The organism is Parabacteroides sp. ASF519 (genome assembly GCF_000364265.2).
Classification (GTDB): domain Bacteria; phylum Bacteroidota; class Bacteroidia; order Bacteroidales; family Tannerellaceae; genus Parabacteroides; species Parabacteroides goldsteinii.
In genome coordinates this window covers 652156-672741 of the sequence record NZ_AQFV02000006.1, presented here as the reverse complement: position 1 = coordinate 672741, position 20586 = coordinate 652156, and the positions used below count along the sequence as shown (strand labels likewise).

General features: G+C 39.2%; 14 protein-coding genes and 1 pseudogene. 2 read left to right on the top strand and 13 right to left on the bottom strand.

What is annotated here, in order from left to right:
* Nucleotide 1 precedes the first annotated feature (1 nt).
* Together C825_RS02615 and C825_RS02610 are read right to left on the bottom strand one after the other, a co-directional pair.
* The gene (locus C825_RS02615; RefSeq protein ID WP_009860620.1) at nucleotides 2–508 is read right to left on the bottom strand and encodes a flavin reductase family protein; all 507 of its coding nucleotides are present in this window, start codon (nucleotides 506–508) and stop codon (nucleotides 2–4) included.
* 40 nt (nucleotides 509–548) lie between these two features.
* Nucleotides 549–2875: pseudogene (locus C825_RS02610) on the bottom strand (TonB-dependent receptor).
* A gap of 295 nt (nucleotides 2876–3170) precedes the next feature.
* Between C825_RS02610 and C825_RS02605 the strand changes: the two are divergent.
* A complete protein-coding gene (locus tag C825_RS02605; protein WP_010801305.1) occupies nucleotides 3171–3680 on the top strand; it encodes an RNA polymerase sigma factor in 510 nt (169 codons plus the stop codon).
* A gap of 144 nt (nucleotides 3681–3824) precedes the next feature.
* On the opposite strand, the gene C825_RS02600 is transcribed toward C825_RS02605, so the two are convergent.
* Complete coding sequence (locus C825_RS02600) at nucleotides 3825–6185, bottom strand: ABC transporter permease (protein WP_010801304.1); 2361 nt, start codon at nucleotides 6183–6185, stop codon at nucleotides 3825–3827.
* Nucleotides 6186–6693: 508 nt separating this feature from the next.
* Between C825_RS02600 and C825_RS02595 the strand changes: the two genes are divergently transcribed.
* On the top strand, nucleotides 6694–8094 hold the full coding sequence (locus tag C825_RS02595; RefSeq protein ID WP_010801303.1) for an alanine/glycine:cation symporter family protein: 1401 nt from the start codon (nucleotides 6694–6696) through the stop codon (nucleotides 8092–8094).
* An 89-nt stretch (nucleotides 8095–8183) separates the two neighbouring features.
* On the opposite strand, the gene C825_RS02590 is transcribed toward C825_RS02595, so the two are convergent.
* The 10 genes from C825_RS02590 to C825_RS02545 form a co-directional block, all read right to left on the bottom strand.
* Nucleotides 8184–9404: a M16 family metallopeptidase gene (locus C825_RS02590; RefSeq protein ID WP_010801302.1), complete on the bottom strand. Its 1221-nt coding sequence runs from the start codon at nucleotides 9402–9404 to the stop codon at nucleotides 8184–8186.
* A 100-nt stretch (nucleotides 9405–9504) separates the two neighbouring features.
* Complete coding sequence (locus C825_RS02585; protein WP_010801301.1) at nucleotides 9505–11052, bottom strand: PD-(D/E)XK nuclease domain-containing ATP-binding protein; 1548 nt, start codon at nucleotides 11050–11052, stop codon at nucleotides 9505–9507.
* Between the two features lie 137 nt (nucleotides 11053–11189).
* On the bottom strand, nucleotides 11190–14009 hold the full coding sequence (locus C825_RS02580; RefSeq protein WP_044215108.1) for a M16 family metallopeptidase: 2820 nt from the start codon (nucleotides 14007–14009) through the stop codon (nucleotides 11190–11192).
* Nucleotides 14010–14258: 249 nt separating this feature from the next.
* Complete coding sequence (locus tag C825_RS02575) at nucleotides 14259–14717, bottom strand: hypothetical protein (protein ID WP_010801299.1); 459 nt, start codon at nucleotides 14715–14717, stop codon at nucleotides 14259–14261.
* Nucleotides 14686–14940, bottom strand: coding sequence for a hypothetical protein (locus C825_RS02570; RefSeq protein ID WP_010801298.1), 255 nt, complete (start codon nucleotides 14938–14940; stop codon nucleotides 14686–14688). Before C825_RS02570 ends, C825_RS02575 begins: the two co-directional genes overlap by 32 nt.
* A gap of 68 nt (nucleotides 14941–15008) precedes the next feature.
* A complete protein-coding gene (locus tag C825_RS02565) occupies nucleotides 15009–15596 on the bottom strand; it encodes a DUF4412 domain-containing protein (RefSeq protein WP_010801297.1) in 588 nt (195 codons plus the stop codon).
* 200 nt (nucleotides 15597–15796) lie between these two features.
* Complete coding sequence (locus tag C825_RS02560; RefSeq protein ID WP_010801296.1) at nucleotides 15797–17530, bottom strand: BSAP5a family pore-forming toxin; 1734 nt, start codon at nucleotides 17528–17530, stop codon at nucleotides 15797–15799.
* Between the two features lie 2 nt (nucleotides 17531–17532).
* Nucleotides 17533–17934, bottom strand: coding sequence for a hypothetical protein (locus C825_RS02555; RefSeq protein WP_010801295.1), 402 nt, complete (start codon nucleotides 17932–17934; stop codon nucleotides 17533–17535).
* Between the two features lie 11 nt (nucleotides 17935–17945).
* Nucleotides 17946–18320: a DUF3244 domain-containing protein gene (locus C825_RS02550; RefSeq protein ID WP_010801294.1), complete on the bottom strand. Its 375-nt coding sequence runs from the start codon at nucleotides 18318–18320 to the stop codon at nucleotides 17946–17948.
* Nucleotides 18321–18520: 200 nt separating this feature from the next.
* Nucleotides 18521–20209, bottom strand: coding sequence for a hypothetical protein (locus C825_RS02545; RefSeq protein ID WP_010801293.1), 1689 nt, complete (start codon nucleotides 20207–20209; stop codon nucleotides 18521–18523).
* Between the last annotated feature and the right edge of the window lie 377 nt (nucleotides 20210–20586).

The window sequence follows — 20586 nt, the reverse complement described above, 5'->3', positions numbered from 1 at the left end:
ATTACTTTTCCCAGGCATTCACGATTTCTGCCACATATACATTATGCAGATTACCCGCCAATGCGCTGTACCATTTTTCATACAAAGCCGGATCGATGAAACTATTTTTATCCATCTTTGTCACATAAAGCGTTTTGCACTCCAACGTCAGGCGTGACTCTTCAAAACAGGGATTTCCGAGCTCCGTGAAATAAGGAGTCAGGCCTGTAGCCGCCACTTTATCCATATCACGACCTGACTTGGAACCACAAACTTTATGAGCATCTTTGTGTTCTTCTCCCAGGAAAGAGAGCGTAAAACACCCCTTTTCATCGACAAATTCACGGGTATAACGCTCCGGACGGATGAAGACAAACACCACCGGTTTGTTCCAAAGGAAACCTACGCCGCCCCAACTGGCTGTCATCATATTAAACTTATCCTTATCACCGGCACTTACCAGCATCCACTCCTTCCCGATAATTTCAATAAAGTTATCCTTTATCAGATTGGGTTCAATTGCTTTCATACTTTATACTCTTTAATTTCCTTCAAAGATACAAAGAATATTATTTACCTGTACTCATTACGCCCGAATCACTGTCACTGTTGTTCAAACGTTTCTGTCCGGCCTTATATGTACGTCCGAAAGAGAAATTATACGATACCGAAACAACAAAAAGACGGGAACTTTCCTTGATGTAAGAAGTTTTTTTGCTGGAAGCATATTGATTCCAATTCTCGGATTGTACTTTCCAGTTATCGGAGAAAGGATTAAATGCCCCAATACCTAAAGAAAGGTTCTTGAAATTATATTTCGCCATGAACATCTGAATATTCTCGCCCCCTTCCAACGTTTCACCCCAGAACCTGTTCCAGTTCGTATTCATCTGATACATCAACATGAACTTCTTCCACGTAAACGACGCCTGCATATTACAATACCAGTTCGTATAGCGGTGAGAATACGTATTGCCATTGCTGATATAATGATTCACACCACCGGTAAAAGAAAATTGCAAAATATCCTTGATCGGCCCTACCCGAAACATGGCAAAGCCCACCACACGCTGCCAGTTTTTCTGATTGTTCCAAGTTTGGATAATCTTATTGCCCTCCTGGTATTTTTCATCCATAATAGCATTAGGTACATATTCATACGTACCGTTGACGAGCGCATAAAAAATACCTTTCTGATATTCGTAATTAAGATCCAACAGGTAGCTCATATAAGACTCCAGTCTCGGATTACCGCGTTGCAGCTGAAGGGAATCGATCACCTGCTCGACGGCATTCAGGTTGCCTAAAGAAGGAGACAGATTGCCGACATACCCCTTCAGGCGTATAAACGACTGTCCGGGTAAAGCATATTGCAAAGTAAAACGGGGATTAAATGTATAAAACTGATCCGAATCATCCGTCCCCTCCTGTTTGTAGTACAAACGTGCCAATTCTACTCCCAACATATAATCCAATTTTCGGACTTTGCCTTTGAACTCACCATAAATAGAACTAGCAGACTGATCCATATGTGTCTCATAATCATGTCCGTTTCGATACTCATTATCGGAAAAAGATTGCGTATGCCAAACACCGCCACTCAGACTATTCCCGTTAGCCAATTTCTTTTCATAGATCGCCTCACCGATCAGGGAATATTTCTTTCCGGAAACACGGTTATTGATATCCGTCAGTAATTCCTCCCCCGGCTTTCCTGGTAGAAACGATGGGAAGAAGTGCGGTTATAAGTTCCCACCACATTGAACACCAATGTCTGGTCGTTCTTCAGATTACGCTGATAATACAAGTCCAAAGCCGGAACCTGATTATCGCTACTATTCAAGTCAACCATGTCTACATAATCATCCGGATTGTCCAGGTTGGAGAGAATTCCCCGGTAATCCCAGTGCGGCTGATGATTGTTCCAATAACGGAACGTAGCGTTGAACAGATACTTTTCAGGATCCTGCACACTGTAATTCAGGTTCAGGTTATGCATGAACATACTGGCATGACTCGGATCGCCAGTCTCTTTTCGATGCAGCACTGTTCCATCCGCCAAATGAAAAATCTCTTCATTATCTCTCGACATGCCATAGAAATCGCGTGGCCCGATCCGGTAAGAAGCACCGAACTCCGATTTCTTATGATTGATCTTTCCCGAAACACGGTGTTCGCCCCATAAAGCATTCACCCCCTGGCTCATATCCACACTGAAATTTCCTCCCGTTTCAGGCCGGCGAACAATATAGTCGAGCACGACTTCCGCATTCCTATAACGCAAACCCGGATTATCATGAAACTCAATACGAATAATATCAGTCGGCAATAAAGCTTTGATTTCATCCAACTCCACTTTTACGCCATTGATACGAAGCTGCACTTCACCGTTTCCCGGCACTTTAATCTCATTCGACATCGGGTTAACTGTTATCTTCGGCAACATCAACTGTTGTAGCAAATCCATTCCGTTAGTAGATGCTTTTACCTGCCGATCGGAAGGGAATATCAGTTTGCGATCGGAGCGACTGCTTGTATTAGACGCACTGACCGTGACGCCATCCAACGAGACGGCCGCATCTTCCATCAAGATCTCTTTCAGGTCGATACTTTTATTAAATCCATCCAAAGCAATATATTGTGTTTCATATCCAAGGCTGGATACAGCCAGTAAATAATCGCCTGCTTTCACCTTATCCAACATAAAACGCCCTTTTCCATCCGTAGTCGTACCGGTTATAAAGACAGAATCTGCCGTCTGCAACACAACGTTGGCAAATTCAAGAGGAACTTTATCCCGACCATTCCTCACCATACCTTTTATTTCCAAATTTTGGGCAAAAACTCCCTGTATCATGCAGCCGAGCAGCATGATGGCAAATAGAATCCGTTTCATACGTTTATAATTTATTTTTCCGGCAGGGTGGCCATGCCTGCCTGTCGTTTATTTCTGCAAGTAAGACGAAGCTACTTCAAAAAAAGTTACACGAAAAACGAAAAAAAATCTCATCGCCCCACATAATCGTATACCGAAATCGTTCGGCAAATGTTCGAAATTTACCGATATATAATTTCCAGACTCTTTATCAAACAATACCTGAAACAATGCGTACCACATTGAACATCACAAAAGCAACATAAAAAATAGATTTGCAACAAAATCAAATCAACAACAATAAAAAACTAGTATTATGGACAGCTTACAATTTCAACAAAAACTAATAGGAATACAAGATCGCCTGATGAATTTTGCTCTCAAACTAACAGCAAACAGAGAGGATGCTCTGGATCTTTTACAAGACACAACGCTGAAAGTGTTAAACAGTCAGGAAAAATTTACAGACAATGTTAATTTTGCAGGTTGGGTTATGGTCATCATGCGTAATCTTTTTATCAATAATTATCATAAGATGGTACGTGCACAAACTTCAGTAGATCAAAATGTCGATTTGTACAACCTGAATATTACCTGCGACTCCATTTCCGGTTCTCCCGACAAGATTTATCAGATCAAAGAGATCACAAAAGCGATTGCCGCTTTAAATGAGGATTACAAAATCCCGTTTTCTTTATTCGTAAACGGCTACAAATATCAAGAAATAGCAGATAAACTGAATCTTCCCCTAGGCACAGTGAAAAGTCGTATCTTTTTCGCTCGTAAAGAATTACAGAGTAAACTGGATGGCTTTCAATATGCATGATACAACCCTAAAACACTTACCTCAAAAAAACAGGAACGCAATATAATGATGCTCGCACCTGGGTATCGAAGGCTTCGATATCCAGGTATCAAGCAACATTTGTTACCGGAAAACATATGTGCAAACCTGTCTAACCGAATCCGTTTATTCCGATTTCAAACTATCTACCGGATTGGCATTTGCCGCCCGCCAACTCTGGAATGTCACTGTTCCGATCGTAATGCTCAACACCACCAATAAAGCAACTGGAAATACCCACCAATACATCGGTGTTTTATATGCGAAACCTTCTAACCATTTCTTAATACCATAGTAGCCTACCGGCGCTGCTAAGGCAAAACAAACCAGTACGATATACATATAAGAGCGGTTGAGCATTTCTAATATTTCCCCGTTAGTCGCCCCATGTACCTTGCGTACACCGATTTCTTTTCTACGATACTGTGTATCAAATACGACCAAACCGAATACCCCCACAAGTGATATGATAATCGCCAATATACTGAAAACCATAATCAGACTACGCAAGTTCTCTTCCTTATGATACAATTGATTAAATATCTCATCATAAAACTCAATATCATAAGGATAAGACGGGTCCATGTCGGCCATTGTTTCACGGATATGAGAAACAGCTCCAAGTATGTCTGTTCCGGCCTTCAAGCGAATATAAGAAACTGTCAAAGGGATAGGCATATTACCTGTCACAAAAGCAATATTATTCTCTCCATTGCGAAGCGAAGTAAATTTCACATCACCGGTAAGACCTACAATACGACCAGCCAACCACGACGTAACCCGGTCGCCAACTTCCATATCCGCACTCATTTGCGCTGTATGGTTAAAGATATATACGGCTTCTTCCGACAACTCATCTGCTTGTAAAAAATCACGCCCTTCTTCTACCTGAATTCCCATAACACGAAGAAAATTGGATGAGGCATATATCTGAAAAAATTGTATTTCTTTTTCCTTTACAAAACCGGAGCTGGTACTGTAACCATCTTTCGAACCTACTTTCTCCATAGCAAAAGCAACATCTTCGATACCCGAATATTCTTTCAGTCGATTTACATACGTTTCGCGCGATTTGTTATAGATTTCTCCGTTCAAACGGACAACGGCAATCTGCTCCTTGCCGAATCCCAAAGAATAACCACGCATATAATTGTTTTGAAGACGTACAAAAACAGCTCCGATAATCAACAGAATAGAAACGACAAACTGAACACCGATCAAAACCGTACGCAACTTTCGCCCGGAAGGTGAAAGTCCGAAACTCCCTTTCAAAACCAATGCCGGAGGAAAAGAAGTCACATACCAGGAGGGATACAATCCGGCGACAATACCGGTAATCAGCGCTATAACACCGGTCAATAATATAATAGACAGGTTACTTACTATCTCCAAATTTGCCTCCACAAAAGGCAAAGCCTCCGTACGTCCCAATATCCATATCATAAACAGGCTCAGTACCCAAGCTATCATACTGATAATTGCCGCCTCCACTAATAACGCACAACGCAATACGGCATCCGAACTACCCAATACCTTTTGAGTGTTGATGCTTCTAATGCGCATAGGCGTCAGCGATGTACTGAAATTGGTAAAATTGATGGCAGCCACAATGATGATTAGCAAAGCAATAAAGAATAACAACCCGGTAACTTCCTTATTTCCACTCCGAAAGATCGTCCCGTCTTGGCTTTCATTCATATAATAAATACTTGTCAACGGGGTCAACTTGATACCTCCATCTCCCTCCAAACCTACTTTGGCATAATCAAAATGGGTATTAAAATTATCCGTTACAGCTTGTGCCGACTCCGGCGTATCAAGCAAAAGGTAACAAATATAATTGCTGGCATCGAAATTGTCCCGCTGATAGGTTTCACCGATTGCCGTATAGATCAGGTTACGCATCTGGCAGTTTCCCGGAAAATCTTTATAGACCGCCCCAACCGTATACTCACGGTTGTCTTTCGACTGAATTGCTTCTTCGGCATGAATGGCTTTTCCTACAGCGGGCTGTTCACCAAACATTTTGAGAGCCATACTTTCCGGCAAGATTACTTTTTCCGGATCTTTCAGACAATCCCGTTCTCCTTCAATAATCTGAAAATCAAATACCCGGGTAATAGCCGGATGGCAAGTTTGTATCAACTCCCGATAACCAATCTTTTGTCCGTCTTCCATCACAGAAAAATAGACTTCCGGATTATACGGATAGATCAGACTACCGGCTTCGATATGGGGCGATGACCGGATAACTTCCTCCACAAAAGCACGAGGCAGAATCGTACCAAAAGTACCGGGAAACGTCAAATCCAAACGATATACCCGATCTGAAGTCGAATGGCAATGATCAAAATTCCGTTCATAATTTACCTGTATCAGAATAACAATAAACGCAGCAAAAGCAACGGCCAACCCTGTTACATTCAAAAAAGCCGCCATCTTAAAACGTCGTAATACACTTAGAGAATTTCTTAATATCGTTTTCATATGATTTATCATTTCCTCCTATTATCCAAAATATATGCCAAAAACATATCTGATTGTTTATCACATAATTGTATGCACCATATAAAAATACCAATGTCTAATTTTTATACACCAGTGTCTAATAATTTGACATTCAAACAGTAAATCATGAAAAATAATTCAAACTTCATGCTCTACCGGGTTGATGTTGGTTACATGCCGATAGCGAATAATCCAAAATTGTGTTCACGCAAAACCGGTTAAATATGCATAAAGATTCTTGTCGGTTTTAACACCGAAATGCTCCATATAACCTCCGTATTAGCTCCGTTGAACCTCCGTTAAAGGTCCGTTGAAGGTCCACTCCCTACGATTGGGGGTAAAACGGAGGTAATTCTTTAACAAATGGGCCATTTTCCGAGGGTAAATGTTAATGCGATTTTAACACGATTTTTTTCGCTGTTGTTATAAGGAGTGAAGAGGTGGTACGCAAAAAAACTTTATCTTTGAAACAAAACAAGCCAAACACATGGATATCGTAAACTCATGGATTAGCATCATCAATGATGTATTATGGTCATATATATTAATTATCATGCTATTGGGTTGTGCCGTCTGGTTTACCCTGAAAACCCGTTTCGTACAGTTCCGCATGATAAAAGAAATGATAAAATTGCTTGGAGATTCTACCGGAAAATCTAAAAACGGTGAAAAACATATCTCTTCTTTTCAGGCATTTGCCGTATCGCTGGCCAGCCGTGTCGGAACGGGCAATCTGGCGGGAGTAGCTACGGCAATTGCGGTTGGCGGTCCTGGAGCCGTATTCTGGATGTGGATCATTGCTTTATTGGGAGCCTCCAGCGCCTTCGTCGAATCGACATTAGCACAATTATATAAAAGAAGAGGAAAAGACTCCTTTATCGGAGGGCCGGCCTATTACATGGAACGCGGCCTCGGGTTACGATGGATGGGCGTGTTTTTTGCTGTATTGATTTCTATCACTTTCGGCTTTGCCTTCAATTCGGTACAAAGTAACACGATCTGCGCAGCCTGGGAAGGGGCCTTCGGATTCGACCACAGGGTTATTGGCGGCATACTAACCATCCTGACCATCCTCATCATCTTTGGAGGTATTCAGCGAATCGCAAAAGTGAGTAGTGTTATTGTTCCCGTAATGGCTCTCGGATATGTTGCGCTGGCATTGGGTATCGTTCTTTTCAATATAGGAAAACTTCCGGCCGTGCTTGAACTCATCATCGGCAATGCTTTCGGATGGGAACAGGCCATCGGCGGAACGGTCGGAGCTGCTTTGATGCAGGGAATCAAACGGGGCCTGTTCAGTAATGAGGCAGGTATGGGTTCGGCTCCGAACGTAGCGGCAACAGCCGATGTATCGCATCCCGTAAAGCAAGGTCTTATCCAGACATTAGGTGTTTTCACCGACACGTTGATCATCTGCACCTGTACGGCCTTCATCATTCTTTTCAGCGGTGCCCCGCTCGACGGAAGCGTGAACGGCGTACAACTGACGCAACATGCACTGACCAATGAGGTTGGAAGTATCGGCAGTATCTTCGTCGCTGTAGCCATTTTGCTGTTCGCATTCAGCAGCATTATCGGTAACTATTATTACGGAGAAGCCAATATACGATTCGTCACTCAAAAGAAAAGCGTGTTGTTCACCTACCGCCTGTTAGTCGGTGGAATGGTGATGTTCGGTGCTTTGGCAAGCCTCGACCTGGCCTGGAGCCTGGCCGATATAACAATGGGACTGATGACGATCTGCAACCTGATTGCCATCTCCCTGCTCGGTCGTCAGGCATTCCTCCTACTCAACGATTACATCACCCAGAAACGAAAAGGAATAGCAAGTCCCGTATTCACCCAAAACAGCATCCCTGAGCTGAAGGACAAGGCAGAATGTTGGTAAAAAACATCATACATTTTGTATGATATAAAATGTATGATAAAATAAACTGAAAAGTTGTTCCATAGGCTGGAACTGACTTTCTGAACTTCTTACTGATAGATCAGGCTAAACAACCGCTCCGGCGCGAACACCTCATTCGCCACTTCCTGTATTTCTTCGGCTGTCAGGCTTTCGACCTTACTGAAAACTTCCGGAAGGGTATCATACCGGTTATAATGGAGGAAACTCTTTCCCAGACCGAGGAAAAGTCCTTCTTTATTATCTCCCGAAACACCCAACTGACCGATAACCTGCTTTTTGGCAGCAGCCAGTTGCGTGGCGGACAACTTGATGTCACGTATCTTACCTAACTCTTTATGAACCAGCTTCAAAGCTTTCTCCATATTCTTCGGATCCGTACCAAAGTAGATACTTGCCAGGCCGGTATCGGTATAAGAAGTAACATTCGATTCCACATTATAAACCAATCCATGCTTCTCACGGAGTGAAACATTCAGACGGTTATTCATGCCCGGACCGCCCAGCATATTATTGAGCAGGAACAACGGTATCCGTTTTTCATCATGCATACTATAAGCACGACTACCGATCAGTACATGCGCCTGATGCGTATCCTTATGCACCTTCTTCACGCACGGAAGGATTCCGGCAGGTGCCACCCGGTTGCGGGAAGCAATCGGGAAAGCGATATCCGACAGCAGACTTTCCGCCAGTTTAACGATCTTCTTGAAATCCACACGCCCCATCGAAAAGAATACCATATTTTCCGGTGCATAAAAACGACGCATAAACGAACGGCCCGATTCAGAATTAAAGGTCAGAAGAGAAGCCTCATCTCCCAATATATTATGTCCCAGCGCATGCCCGTCATAAAGCAAATTCTCGAATTCATCGAAGATCAGTTCCGAAGGGCTGTCCTCATACGAATTAATCTCATCCAGGATCACATCCACTTCTTTCTCTATTTCCTGTTGCGGAAACTGTGAATGGAAGATCAAATCCGTCAGTAATTCGAAAGCACGCTGATAATGTTCTTCCATAAAGATAGAATACACAAATGTCTCTTCCTTGGTCGTATAAGCATTCAGTTCTCCGCCTACATTCTCCATCCGGTTCAGGATATGCCAGGCTTTCCGCTTTTCGGTACCCTTAAACATCATATGCTCCACAAAATGAGCCAGACCAAATTCGTTCGATTCTTCATCCCGGGTTCCGGCATTTACAGCAAATCCACAGTACGAAACCGGCGATTCCATCGGCAAATGTACCATACGAAGACCATTAGGTAAAATATGTGAGAAGTAATGCATTGTTATCTTTCGCTTAATTGACGTGCAAAAGTACAATAATAAAAGGAGAAAGGAAGAATGCCTGATAAATTTCCGTGGTAGACAATCTTTAAAGTTATGCTCAGACCACCTTCCATCCTTCGATATTCCTTGTTTTAGAACTGAAATTTACAGCTAGCTTGACCAATTTACGAGGATCGTGAGCAAACGGCTCGGCATAACCTTTCTCTTCGATCTGGCGAATCGCTTCTTCTAATGTTCCGTTCAATTTGAACTCCATTATATAAATGTAAGCCGGAGTTTTCAGGATTAAATCCGCCCTTCCACGATTGGTGTGATATTCAGCATCAACATAAAATCCCATCAAGCAACTTATAATATAAAGTACATTTTGGTAATGTTTCTCCAAATCGCCGACCAAGTCGTAAGGAATGTTACTGAAGAAGGTTTGAAGCCTGGAAAAGAAAGAGTCGTAATCGCCAGTTTCCACTTCACCTACAAATTTACGGATATTGAAAGTCGTATCCGTTTCCTTTACATCGGCATAATAAGGCAACAGGTATTTAAAAAAGCCTTCTTTGACCTCCAAATTCGGGAAACCCAACGTATATAATTTGAAGCGCTTATCATATCCTTTGATGGTCAGATATCCACTTTGATAAATTACCGGTATCGGATTTTTCGAAAAGGAATCAATACTATCCAACACATCGGAGTCTGTTTCCACCTCTTCCAATTCCCATAAATCATAACGGGATCTTTGCAAAAGGTACACCAGAAAACTTGGTGTTCCCGTTGCAAACCAATAACTATCGGGGCGCATGGCATAAAACGTATTCAGTAAGCTGAAAGGATTATAGATACCCTCCGAATTTTCGGTAAAATGATAACCGTCATAATTATCCCTTAGCAATTCAACAGTTTCATCATAAGTCAGATCCTCTTTGGTTGCCAATGTATGGATATCCAAATCAAAATAATGATGTATCTCCTTTTCAGTCATACCACAAATAGCTGCGAAATCAGGGTTCATTGAAATGTCGTTCAAGTTATTCAAATCACTGAAAACACTTATTTTCCCAAATTTGGTCACCCCTGTCAAGAAAGCAAATTTGATATAACTATCCATGCTCTTCATCACCCCGTAGAAAGGCTTCAATTGGTTTCGGTACACCTGTTGTAACCTGTCATCTTCGATAGCCTGCAACATCGGTTTATCGTATTCGTCCACCAAAATAACTACCCGTTGCCCCGTTTTCTCATATGCTAAACGAATGACATGAAAAAAACGCTCTTCCGGAGCACGATCGCCATAATGGCTTCCATATTCACGCTCCCATATTTCCAAATGTTTGTTCAATTCTTCCAGCAGGGAATTTTCATCTTCGTAATTTCGTGCATTCAGATCGAGATGAAGCACAGGATAAGTCGTCCAGTCTTTCTCCAATTGTTCGATATCTAACCCCTCAAAAAGTTCTTTTTTCCCGGCGAAATAGGCCTGAAACGTAGAAATCAATAGACTTTTTCCAAAACGTCGCGGACGGCTCAGAAAATAATATGAACCGGTTTTCGCCAACCTGTAAACATACCGGGTTTTATCTATATATACATAATTGTCCTTCCGTATCTTCTCAAAACTCTGTACTCCTATCGGATAATTTCTTTCCATAACTCAACCGGATTAAACATTCAGACAAAGATAAGGATTTAGACCAGAATTCGTTTAATAATGCCTATTTTCATTTAAAGAACCGGGAAGTATTTTAAACACTTCCCAGATCCTCTATATCAGTTTTTTATATAATCCTATTTAGCCGGTTCCATAAATACTTCCAGCATATTCCCCTGCGAAAGTATCTTTTGAGCAATCTCCTGTATCTGCTTTGAAGTCATACCGTCAAGTACTGCTTTATTAGGTGTATGGCGATCCAGATTATGGAAATAGTAATCATCGACCACACGCAACCAATAACTGTTTTCTTTCAGATTCTCCGCATATTTCTTCTGCATATTTTCTTTCGTCTTATTAAAATCTTCAATACGCGGACCATCTTTCGCGATACTCTGAAGTTCCTCACGTACAATTTTATTCATTAAATCAGCCTTCTCTGGGTCCGTATCGAAATATGTTTGCAAAGCGACCTCTCCTTTCGGGAAATAACCCAACTGTGAAGAAACGCTGACGCCATACGTTCCACCGGCTTCTTCCCTGACCTTCTCCACATAAACAATATCAAGTATTTGTTTCAAGGCGGTGAGCAATGTCATATTTTCGGGTGTAAAATCCAGTTGTCCGGAATAAATGCCGACAATAGAAGCTTTAGGAGTCTCCATCGAACGAGCAAAACGCTTTTCCGTAATTCCCTTTTGCATATGAGCATATACATCTTCCCGACCTTTCGGTTCTTTGCGACCAAGAGATGGTAAAGTTGCCAGATATTGTTCTATCAACGGCTTGATAGCATCCGTATCTACATTTCCGACAAATGTGAAAATAAAATCGGATGCATCCGCATAACGTTCTTTATAAAGATCCATCATCCGGGCATAGCTTATATGATCAAAATCAGACAACTGTACACGCATTACACGGGGATTTCCATTATATAGATAAGTGCTCAGTGTATCACTGAACGAAACCATCGGATTGAGATCCAGGTTTGTCAACTGTGATTTCATTCTTTCTTCAAATGAAGCATACGCATCATTATCCATACGAGGCTTATTAAAATAGAGATAGATCAACTGGAACATTGTTTCAATATCCTGCGGAGAGGAAGACCCATCCACTTTCTCACAATCCGGACCGAGAGAAACATAAACATTAACTTTCTTTCCCGCAAGTTTTTTAGCTAAATCCGTTTTGCTGAAATTTCCAACACCACCCAGATTGATTGCACTATTTATCAACTTCTGATTCGCAATATCTTCATTGCCGAACATAGTCGTACCTCCCGGACTGGTGGCTGTCATTAATACCTGGTCATCTTTAAAATCTGTCTTTTTCAGTAAAACCTTAATGCCGTTGGACAAAGTCAGTTCCGTTACACCCAGCAACTCATTTTCCTTAGATGATACGATCTTGCCGGGTGCAGGCAATTCCTCTATCAAAGGTTCATCAGACACCGTTTCAACATAAGGCGTCAATTCCTCCTGACGTGCTTTATTAAATACATCCAGCAATTCTTCTTCCGTGGGATATACAAGTCCTTCTTTTTCCGGGCCGGATACAGATATAACAACATTTTTCTCACCGATTATATCCTGAATATATTGATTGACCTGTTCAAGAGTAACCGACGGTGCTATTTGGTTGATCATAACATATTCATTTTCTATCCCAGAGATGGAACCCCCGTCTGTAAAATGGCCCACATATCTGTTTGAGTAAGTTCCGTTTTTCTGTTTATCCCGTTCTTTATAATTCGATTCATAATTCTTCAACACATTCACCCGGGCACGTTCATATTCGGAAGCGGTAAACCCGTATTTGTTCACCCGCTCTGTTTCGCGCGTAATGGCAGCAAGCGCATCAGTAATCTTTCCTTCTTTTGCAGCACAGAATACATTCCAGGCATCTTTTGTTTTAGCGACAAAGTAATTACCATCATATCCCGAAGCTCCCAGGAACGGAGCATCCGGTTTTTGCAGGATTTCACGGAAACGTTCGTTCATCATGACACTGGAGACATTTTTTATGTAGTTCATCACTATTCCCACTGCCGATGCTTTTACCTCATCCGGCATTTGATCATGTTTAAAGAATAGGTACACATAAGGAATTGTCGCCTCTTTGTCCTGTGCAACCGAAACCAAAGGTTCCTCATTATCAGGAACCGGATACAGAATACGTTCTGCCGGATTTACAGGCTTAGGCACATCGGCAAACAACGTCTTTAATTGAGCCTCAATCTTATCCGGATCAATATCACCCACCACAATAACAGCCTGCAAATCGGGACGATACCATTTTTTATAATAAGCGCGTATCTCATCATGTTTAAAGTTATTGATCACATCAATACTTCCTATCGGCAAACGATTGGCATACTGGCTACCCGGATACATAGCCGGAAGCTGTTGTTTCATCAAGCGCATGCCGGCATTTCCGCTAGTACGCCATTCTTCACGTATTACGCCACGCTCCTTATCGATCTCCTCACCATCCAACGAAATACCGTTAGACCAATCATGAAGCACCAACAGACAGGAGTCTATAATACCCTGACGCGTAACAGGCGCATTCATAATCATATACACAGTTTTATCAAAGCTAGTATAGGCATTCAGATTCTCGCCAAAACGGACACCGACTGTTTCCAGATAGTTAGTCATCATTTTTCCGGGAAAATTTTTTGTTCCGTTAAAAGCCATATGCTCCAGAAAATGAGCTAATCCGGCTTGGGAATCTTCTTCCAGTATGGAACCTACCTGTTGCGCAATATAAAAATCGGCACGGTTTTCCGGCAATTTATTCTGCCGGATATAATAAGTAAGCCCGTTATCCAACTTCCCATATTTTACCTTCGGATCAACGGGAAGAGGTTGCAACTGTTGTGCACAAAGCTGTTGTAAAGCGAATACTGCCACAAACAGCCAACATAATGTTAGATTGAGTTTTTTCATGCGATTATATTTAATATTAATATTGGTTCGAAAAGTACGAATAAAAATCCGGATATTATTCATAAGAGATTGATTTTATTCGTTTTCAAAAAATAATATTAGACCTCCAGATTCGAGAAACCCAACGTATATAATTTGAAGCGTTTATTATATCTTTCGATGGTCGGATTTAGACCAGAATTCACATTGACAAACGTAATTTCTTCCGGATTCAAATCGGAACACAGAAGATATGAGACTTTTGCCTTGTCAATGGTCAAAAAAATGATATTTTCGATAATTCATGAAAGCAGAAAGTATCATGAAAACCACATAAATCGATATTATCCCTAAATAGCCTTTAGCCTGAAAATAAGACATTTCGATCCAGCCTGAACAATATCCTATAAATAAAAGTAGTGCCGTAAACAGCAAACCATCAACCAAACCTGTATATAGCAGAAACAAACGTTTATTTTTGCCATACAACTTATATTTCCATCCTTCCAGATTGATTGCCTCCCTTTTCTTCCATCCTAACAAAAGTCCTAATAAACTCATGACAAATAGCGATACAAAAATAGCTAGCCCAATAAATATCGACTTATCATGGATTATTTCCGGATTTTTAAAATAACCATATAGAAAATAACCACAGTATCCCAAACTGATGAGAAGAGCTATTTTCCATTCAAGACTATAACTCCTTTTTATCATTTTCAATTTCATGACCTTCCGTTTTAGTTTTCCATTCTCTTCGTATTGACAAAATGCCTGCAGTCAATACGCAAACAGCAGATATTACGGCAGGCCAATCCCCTTTTGATGATGGATCCAGAATCAAATTACTGATACCGACCCCCATATATATAAGCTCCAAAAGCATTATAACACCCCAGACATACATTGCAGCTGTTACTTTATGTTTTAAAAAGTCGGCTACCTTTATCATCGCTTAAAAATTATGTTATTTTGTTAGTTCAGGTTGACTACCCCAATCACTACATTCGGATAAAATACCTATTCAGGCAGTTTTATACCATCCGGTATAGTAAATTTATCAGTCGGCACAGCGGAAGTCTCGTCTATCGTTTTCGCTGTTTCAACCATAACGACCATTCCGTTAGAAGAAGTTTCGGATTTAAGCACAAGCCCCTTCCAGACCCAGACAGACATCTGAACTGTCTGCCCCATCTGCGTGATTTCCAAACCATACTTTTTACAAGGTTTTCCGGCAATATCTTCTTCGCCTGTTTCTTTGATCTTATATTTCTCTACGATTTCAGGAGTTAACTGCAAATAATTGATCGGTTTCTCAGGTAATTTCATTTTCATGGCTGTTTTCATATCCAGATCTATATTGATCGCTGAACTCCCATCCGCAATGGTTCGTATATGTTTTTCCACACCAGCTACCCCACCCGTCTTCATAGTGAGTTCCGTAGATTCTTTCTTCCCATAATCATCCATATACCATGTACATTCAACATTCTGTCCCATGGCAACCACATCCTTTTTAATAATAGCTGACTTAATCCCATACTTCGCTTCCTGAGCGTTTAACAAGATTGTCGCAGACAAAAATAATAATGCAAATAAAAATTTCATTTTCACAACTTTATCTATTAAGATTAACAAATCACAGACTCTCACCACCAAACTTGAGAACTCTCCTCATAAGTAAAAAAACTCTCTTCCGTTCCTCGCATATGGTTATGGAGCAAAAGTAATGTATTTTCAGATACATTATCATGGTGAAGCGAATCAAGAGGCAGATAATCTGCCTCTTGATATAAATTTATAGCCAATTATAAAGATATTATCTCATAACCTAATAAATCTTCTTTATTTATATTTACTGTTGGCAATTTATTAACAAAATCTTTTAGCCCATACAAATTAAGAGACCTTTCATAATTGTATATAGATAGGCCACATTTTACTGCTTGAGGAAAAGAAATAGAAACTCCATTTTCATCAGTATCTGGTAACTGCCTTGTATTAGAGAACATTTCTTTGATAAAATCTCTTTTTATCATCAATTCATTAGATTCTTTTGTTTTAGTTCCATCATATAATAAATAGATTACATTATTTTCCTTATCAATGAATTTAGAAAATAGTTCTTCCTTGTAAAATCCTAATTGAAAACAATTATTAGGAGGTATTGGAATTGTATCATTTACAAAAGATTTATTAACAATTTTCAAACCATAAACCTTACTTTTTTCATTTGCAATCTGTCGTATATATTCCTGCTTTTTTGATTCTGAAACAGGAGTTATATTTTTAAGATCAATCAATACTCTGTCCTCATTTTTTGTCACCAATGAAGTTATTAACATTGTAATTCCTTGTATATCCCGACGTAATACTTCAATATAAGGCTCTTGTACTTCCATTGGCTGTTCAATAGATCGTCCATAAAGATATTCACTAATATGTTGTTCTATATTTTTTTCCAATACAAATTTAGATAATGGCATTAGACCTTCAGACTCTATATCTATCATTCTATATGAATCAGCTGAAGCCATAGAAGACATCCAACTACTTAAATCGATATTAACCTGTGTCAAACCCTGAGGAGAAGAAAAAGTTGGAAAAGATAAATTTCCTCCTATTGCTTTGACCGATAAAGTCATATTTGTTATTTTATTAGACATTTTAGTCTCATCATAATAATGAAGGCCTATTCCTAAATTCGCACTACCACTTACATCTTTTTTAGGTCCATATGAAGCATTTATATCATTCTCAATATTTTTCTCCTTAGTTTCTACCAAATCAGATGAGCTATATATCCCAGAATATATAGCCGAAACTCGTCCCCCTGTATAAAAATCTTTTAAAACTAAAGCACCATACTCTTTTACAAATTCCGCCATAGTTATTGAATACAATTCATTTCTAAATGAAGGATTCAAATACCCCAATTTTATCATATTCAAAGCATTAGAACTTGTTTCTAAAATATACTTTTTTCCGAGAACCTCTGCATTGAGTTCACCATATACTCTATTTGTTTCATTAGCAACATCTTTTCCATATATATTTTCGATAGTACCTTTATTTCCAATAGAAAATAATTTCAAATTTAGGCTTACACCATGAGTTACTTTTTCAGAATCCTTTGATTTATGCGAATATCTATCAAAATTCGCATAAGAAAAAACGTCTGATGTTTGAATTCCAAGGCTTCTTTCTTTAACATAAAAATCATCATACTCTTCTTTCAATTTTTTTATATTAACAATAGGAATTCCTACGTTCTGAGCAGTCCCCAATGGAAAATGTTGTAACTTATATGTACAACCTAAGAAGTCCTCATTGGAGGACGTAGCAAATGGCATTACAGTACCTTTTGTTCTATTACGCAAAGGAAATTCTAAAGGAAATTTAGGATCTCTTTCTTTCAAAACTACTTCTTCATAAGTAGTAACACTTTCTGATTTAAGAGAATAACCTTTATCTATCTCATCCTCTATTGTACAAGAAAAAGCTAAAGCCCCTAAAAGGGAAAAAATAATTGTTCTTTTCATAACTATATCAATTTAATTAGATTCAAAGTATCACAATCCTGCTCACTATTTATATTCCTTTTCAATATTAATTTTTTTCCATCATTACTAACAACCCACCAATAACCTGTTAAAATATTATTATATCCACCTTCAATAAGTATTATTTCAGAATCAATTTTATATTTTAATGTTGTTTTATAGGAAAATGGAAGCTCCGGAATAAACTTATCTATATAATATTCTCCTGAATTTTCTGTTTCAAAAACTATGTTTATATTATATACTATCTCCTCTGGATTACTTAGTGTTAACTCTCCTGACCAAGATGTTTGATTCAAGATTAGGTTGAACGACTCTTTATCATCTTCTACACAAGAGACTAATGATAGACACAAAAAGAAAAGATAATAAATATTTTTCATAAATAAAAAATTTATAATATAACAAACTCACCAAACAAACAAATCCCTGTCGCATCAGTAAAATAAACCGTGTATACTCCCGACTCTTCTCCACTCAAGTCTATATCAACCGAAGAAGTCTGAGATGAAACGACTTGTTGATAAATCTGTCTGCCGTCTGAACTGACAACAGAGATATTGACATCTCGCAGTAAAAAGAGAAAATCAACATGGATTACACTATTATCCTGATTAACCATGAGATGAGAGGGATCTAAAAGGATAGAACGAACTCCACCAGTAGTATTTTTTGCTTTTCTTATTTTTACCTGATCTGCTTTCACGAAAAAAGTCGTACTACAAATCATTGCAAGGGTTAGCATTGCACTAATCATTCTTGTTTTCATAACTATTATCATTTAAAGTGACACCGTAAAATTAATAAGATACACATGAATATAGCCCTCTATTAACATATATTTAACCGATATGTTAATTTGCTAAACATTTAATAATCAACATGATACAAGGAAGCACTTTAAGAAAAATCAATATTTCCCCTCCAATGATTAATATTTGGCAAATGCAGGTCGATATGCCAACGAATTCACCCCTTATTTCTCAACTTCTCTTCAATGAAAGCTACAATATCAGCGGCATCCGGAGCTTTTATATTTTTCCGTATTTGGGTTTTCCGGGTACGAACCGTATTGATACTTTGCCCCATTATACAAGCGATTTCGGTAGTCTCCATATTAGCCTTCAGCAAACAACAAAGTTGAATCTCTTTCTCATTCAAAATATTGGCATAGGTTAGTTGCAATTTTTCAGCAAAACCATCATATAATAAATTAATCAACATGTAAAAATCTTCCCAATTTACATTGTTCGCACGTTGCTCTCCATAAAACAAACGATTAAATTTTTCAAGAAAATCCTGGTCCTTATCTGATTTCTCATTCAGTTGAGACAAGACTTTCGTTATGTTCAGTTGCATAAGTAATGCCTTTTTTACCATCTTATCCTTTTCTCCATCGGAGCAACCAGATGATGCCAGATTTTCTTTTTCCATCTTTCGCAAAGTATCTACCGTCTCCTCTGCATTCGACAAATCCTGTTTTTTCTTCCGTTTTTTCAAAACAATAAAAATCATGCTAATGATAAATACCACCAAAATAACCAGGCTGATTACAATAGCATTATGTTGTATCATATATAATTTTTCATTCTCTTCCTGATATTTTATATAATTATAGATTTGCTCCGTTTCGGCCAATGAATTTTTACGCTGAAGCCTATAAACAGAATCAACACAGCTGATATATAGCTTCTGATTAAGAAATGCAGCTTTATAATTTTTACTTGCTGTTTCCATTTCAGCCAAGGCTGAATAATAAATAGCTTGCATTTCTATATCATCCGATGCTTCCACTATAGATTTCACATCGTCCAACAAAAAAAGCGCTGAATCCGGCTCATTCAAATATGCATGAATTTCAGCTAAAGTAATCTTTCGAGTTATCATCCTACTACTATCATTGTCAAATGACAATGATTGCTGGAAATAATATTTTGCTTTCGGATATTGGCTATCTTCTCTCAAATAAAGTCCTATATCATTATATATAGCAGCTATTTCCACAGAATCATTCCGCTCACGAGTAAGTTCCAATGCCTTCTCCAAATAAAAATAAGCACTATCCCGATTACCGTTTATTCCAAACTCGGAACCAATCGCATGCAGTAAAGTTCCTGTATATTTCTCTCCGGAAGTTTGACCGTAAATAGCATACGATGTTTTATAAGCCTCCAGCGATTTATCAAAAGCATATTGCCTATCATGCAACTCACCCAAATAATAATTAGCCATCATCCCCAAAAGATGGTCAGGTATCTCCCCCGCATATTCGGCCGCTTTCAGGAAATACAATCCGGATTCAAATAGCTTTCCGGCCTCTTCATAGACACGGCCTGCATAATAATTCGACCAGCCTTTTTGAGAAGCATTGCCTTGTTCTTTATAGTATACCAATGATTTTAAAATAAGGGTGGTATCACAGGATAAATCCATATAACATTTATCCTTCGCCTTCGTATACATCAACTGATAAGCGGCAAAGTCTGCCTGGTTCAATGTTTCCGGATGAGGGAAAGACGATAAAAGTTCCAAAGCACTATCCGGGTCATTCTCCATCAGAGAATCTGCCTGCTGTAATACTTTATCGAGTTGCCCTGAATGACAAGACAAAAGGCCAATCACAATAATAATAAGGTAAACTTGCTTAAACGGTTTCATATTCAGAGCATTTAGATCAACGATTTTCGTTATGTGGCAAATATAAGATTTTATATTACATTAATATGTGGATAGAATCAATTTCTTTCGCGGAATTTCAAGGTTTCCCTTTCATCGGTTAAAATAAACCCGTAATGGTTTTGAAGAAAGCAAAATTTTCTTGCAACACAGCAGTTTTATCCTTATCTTCGCTTGTCAAAGTTATTACTTCATTACCAACCAGTTACTCCATTCTCTTCATTGAGACAACCGTTACATTTCAGCGGCCGATAATTATCAGCCGTATGGTTGATAATTATGAACCAAACGGTTGATGATTGTCGGCCAATCGGTTGATGGTTATCAACCATTGATTAGCTGCCGTAGTAATTCTGTTT

What these genes read in the sequence shown, in the direction of transcription:
- C825_RS02560 (WP_010801296.1), bottom strand. Translation starts at nt 17,530, where the DNA reads ATGAAAAGAACAATTATTTTTTCCCTTTTAGGGGCTTTAGCTTTTTCT.
- C825_RS02600 (WP_010801304.1), bottom strand. Translation starts at nt 6,185, where the DNA reads ATGAAAACGATATTAAGAAATTCTCTAAGTGTATTACGACGTTTTAAG.
- C825_RS02545 (WP_010801293.1), bottom strand. Translation starts at nt 20,209, where the DNA reads ATGAAACCGTTTAAGCAAGTTTACCTTATTATTATTGTGATTGGCCTT.
- C825_RS02550 (WP_010801294.1), bottom strand. Translation starts at nt 18,320, where the DNA reads ATGAAAACAAGAATGATTAGTGCAATGCTAACCCTTGCAATGATTTGT.
- C825_RS02605 (WP_010801305.1), top strand. Translation starts at nt 3,171, where the DNA reads ATGGACAGCTTACAATTTCAACAAAAACTAATAGGAATACAAGATCGC.
- C825_RS02595 (WP_010801303.1), top strand. Translation starts at nt 6,694, where the DNA reads ATGGATATCGTAAACTCATGGATTAGCATCATCAATGATGTATTATGG.
- C825_RS02565 (WP_010801297.1), bottom strand. Translation starts at nt 15,596, where the DNA reads ATGAAATTTTTATTTGCATTATTATTTTTGTCTGCGACAATCTTGTTA.
- C825_RS02580 (WP_044215108.1), bottom strand. Translation starts at nt 14,009, where the DNA reads ATGAAAAAACTCAATCTAACATTATGTTGGCTGTTTGTGGCAGTATTC.
- C825_RS02585 (WP_010801301.1), bottom strand. Translation starts at nt 11,052, where the DNA reads ATGGAAAGAAATTATCCGATAGGAGTACAGAGTTTTGAGAAGATACGG.
- C825_RS02615 (WP_009860620.1), bottom strand. Translation starts at nt 508, where the DNA reads ATGAAAGCAATTGAACCCAATCTGATAAAGGATAACTTTATTGAAATT.
- C825_RS02590 (WP_010801302.1), bottom strand. Translation starts at nt 9,404, where the DNA reads ATGCATTACTTCTCACATATTTTACCTAATGGTCTTCGTATGGTACAT.
- C825_RS02570 (WP_010801298.1), bottom strand. Translation starts at nt 14,940, where the DNA reads ATGATAAAGGTAGCCGACTTTTTAAAACATAAAGTAACAGCTGCAATG.
- C825_RS02555 (WP_010801295.1), bottom strand. Translation starts at nt 17,934, where the DNA reads ATGAAAAATATTTATTATCTTTTCTTTTTGTGTCTATCATTAGTCTCT.
- C825_RS02575 (WP_010801299.1), bottom strand. Translation starts at nt 14,717, where the DNA reads ATGAAATTGAAAATGATAAAAAGGAGTTATAGTCTTGAATGGAAAATA.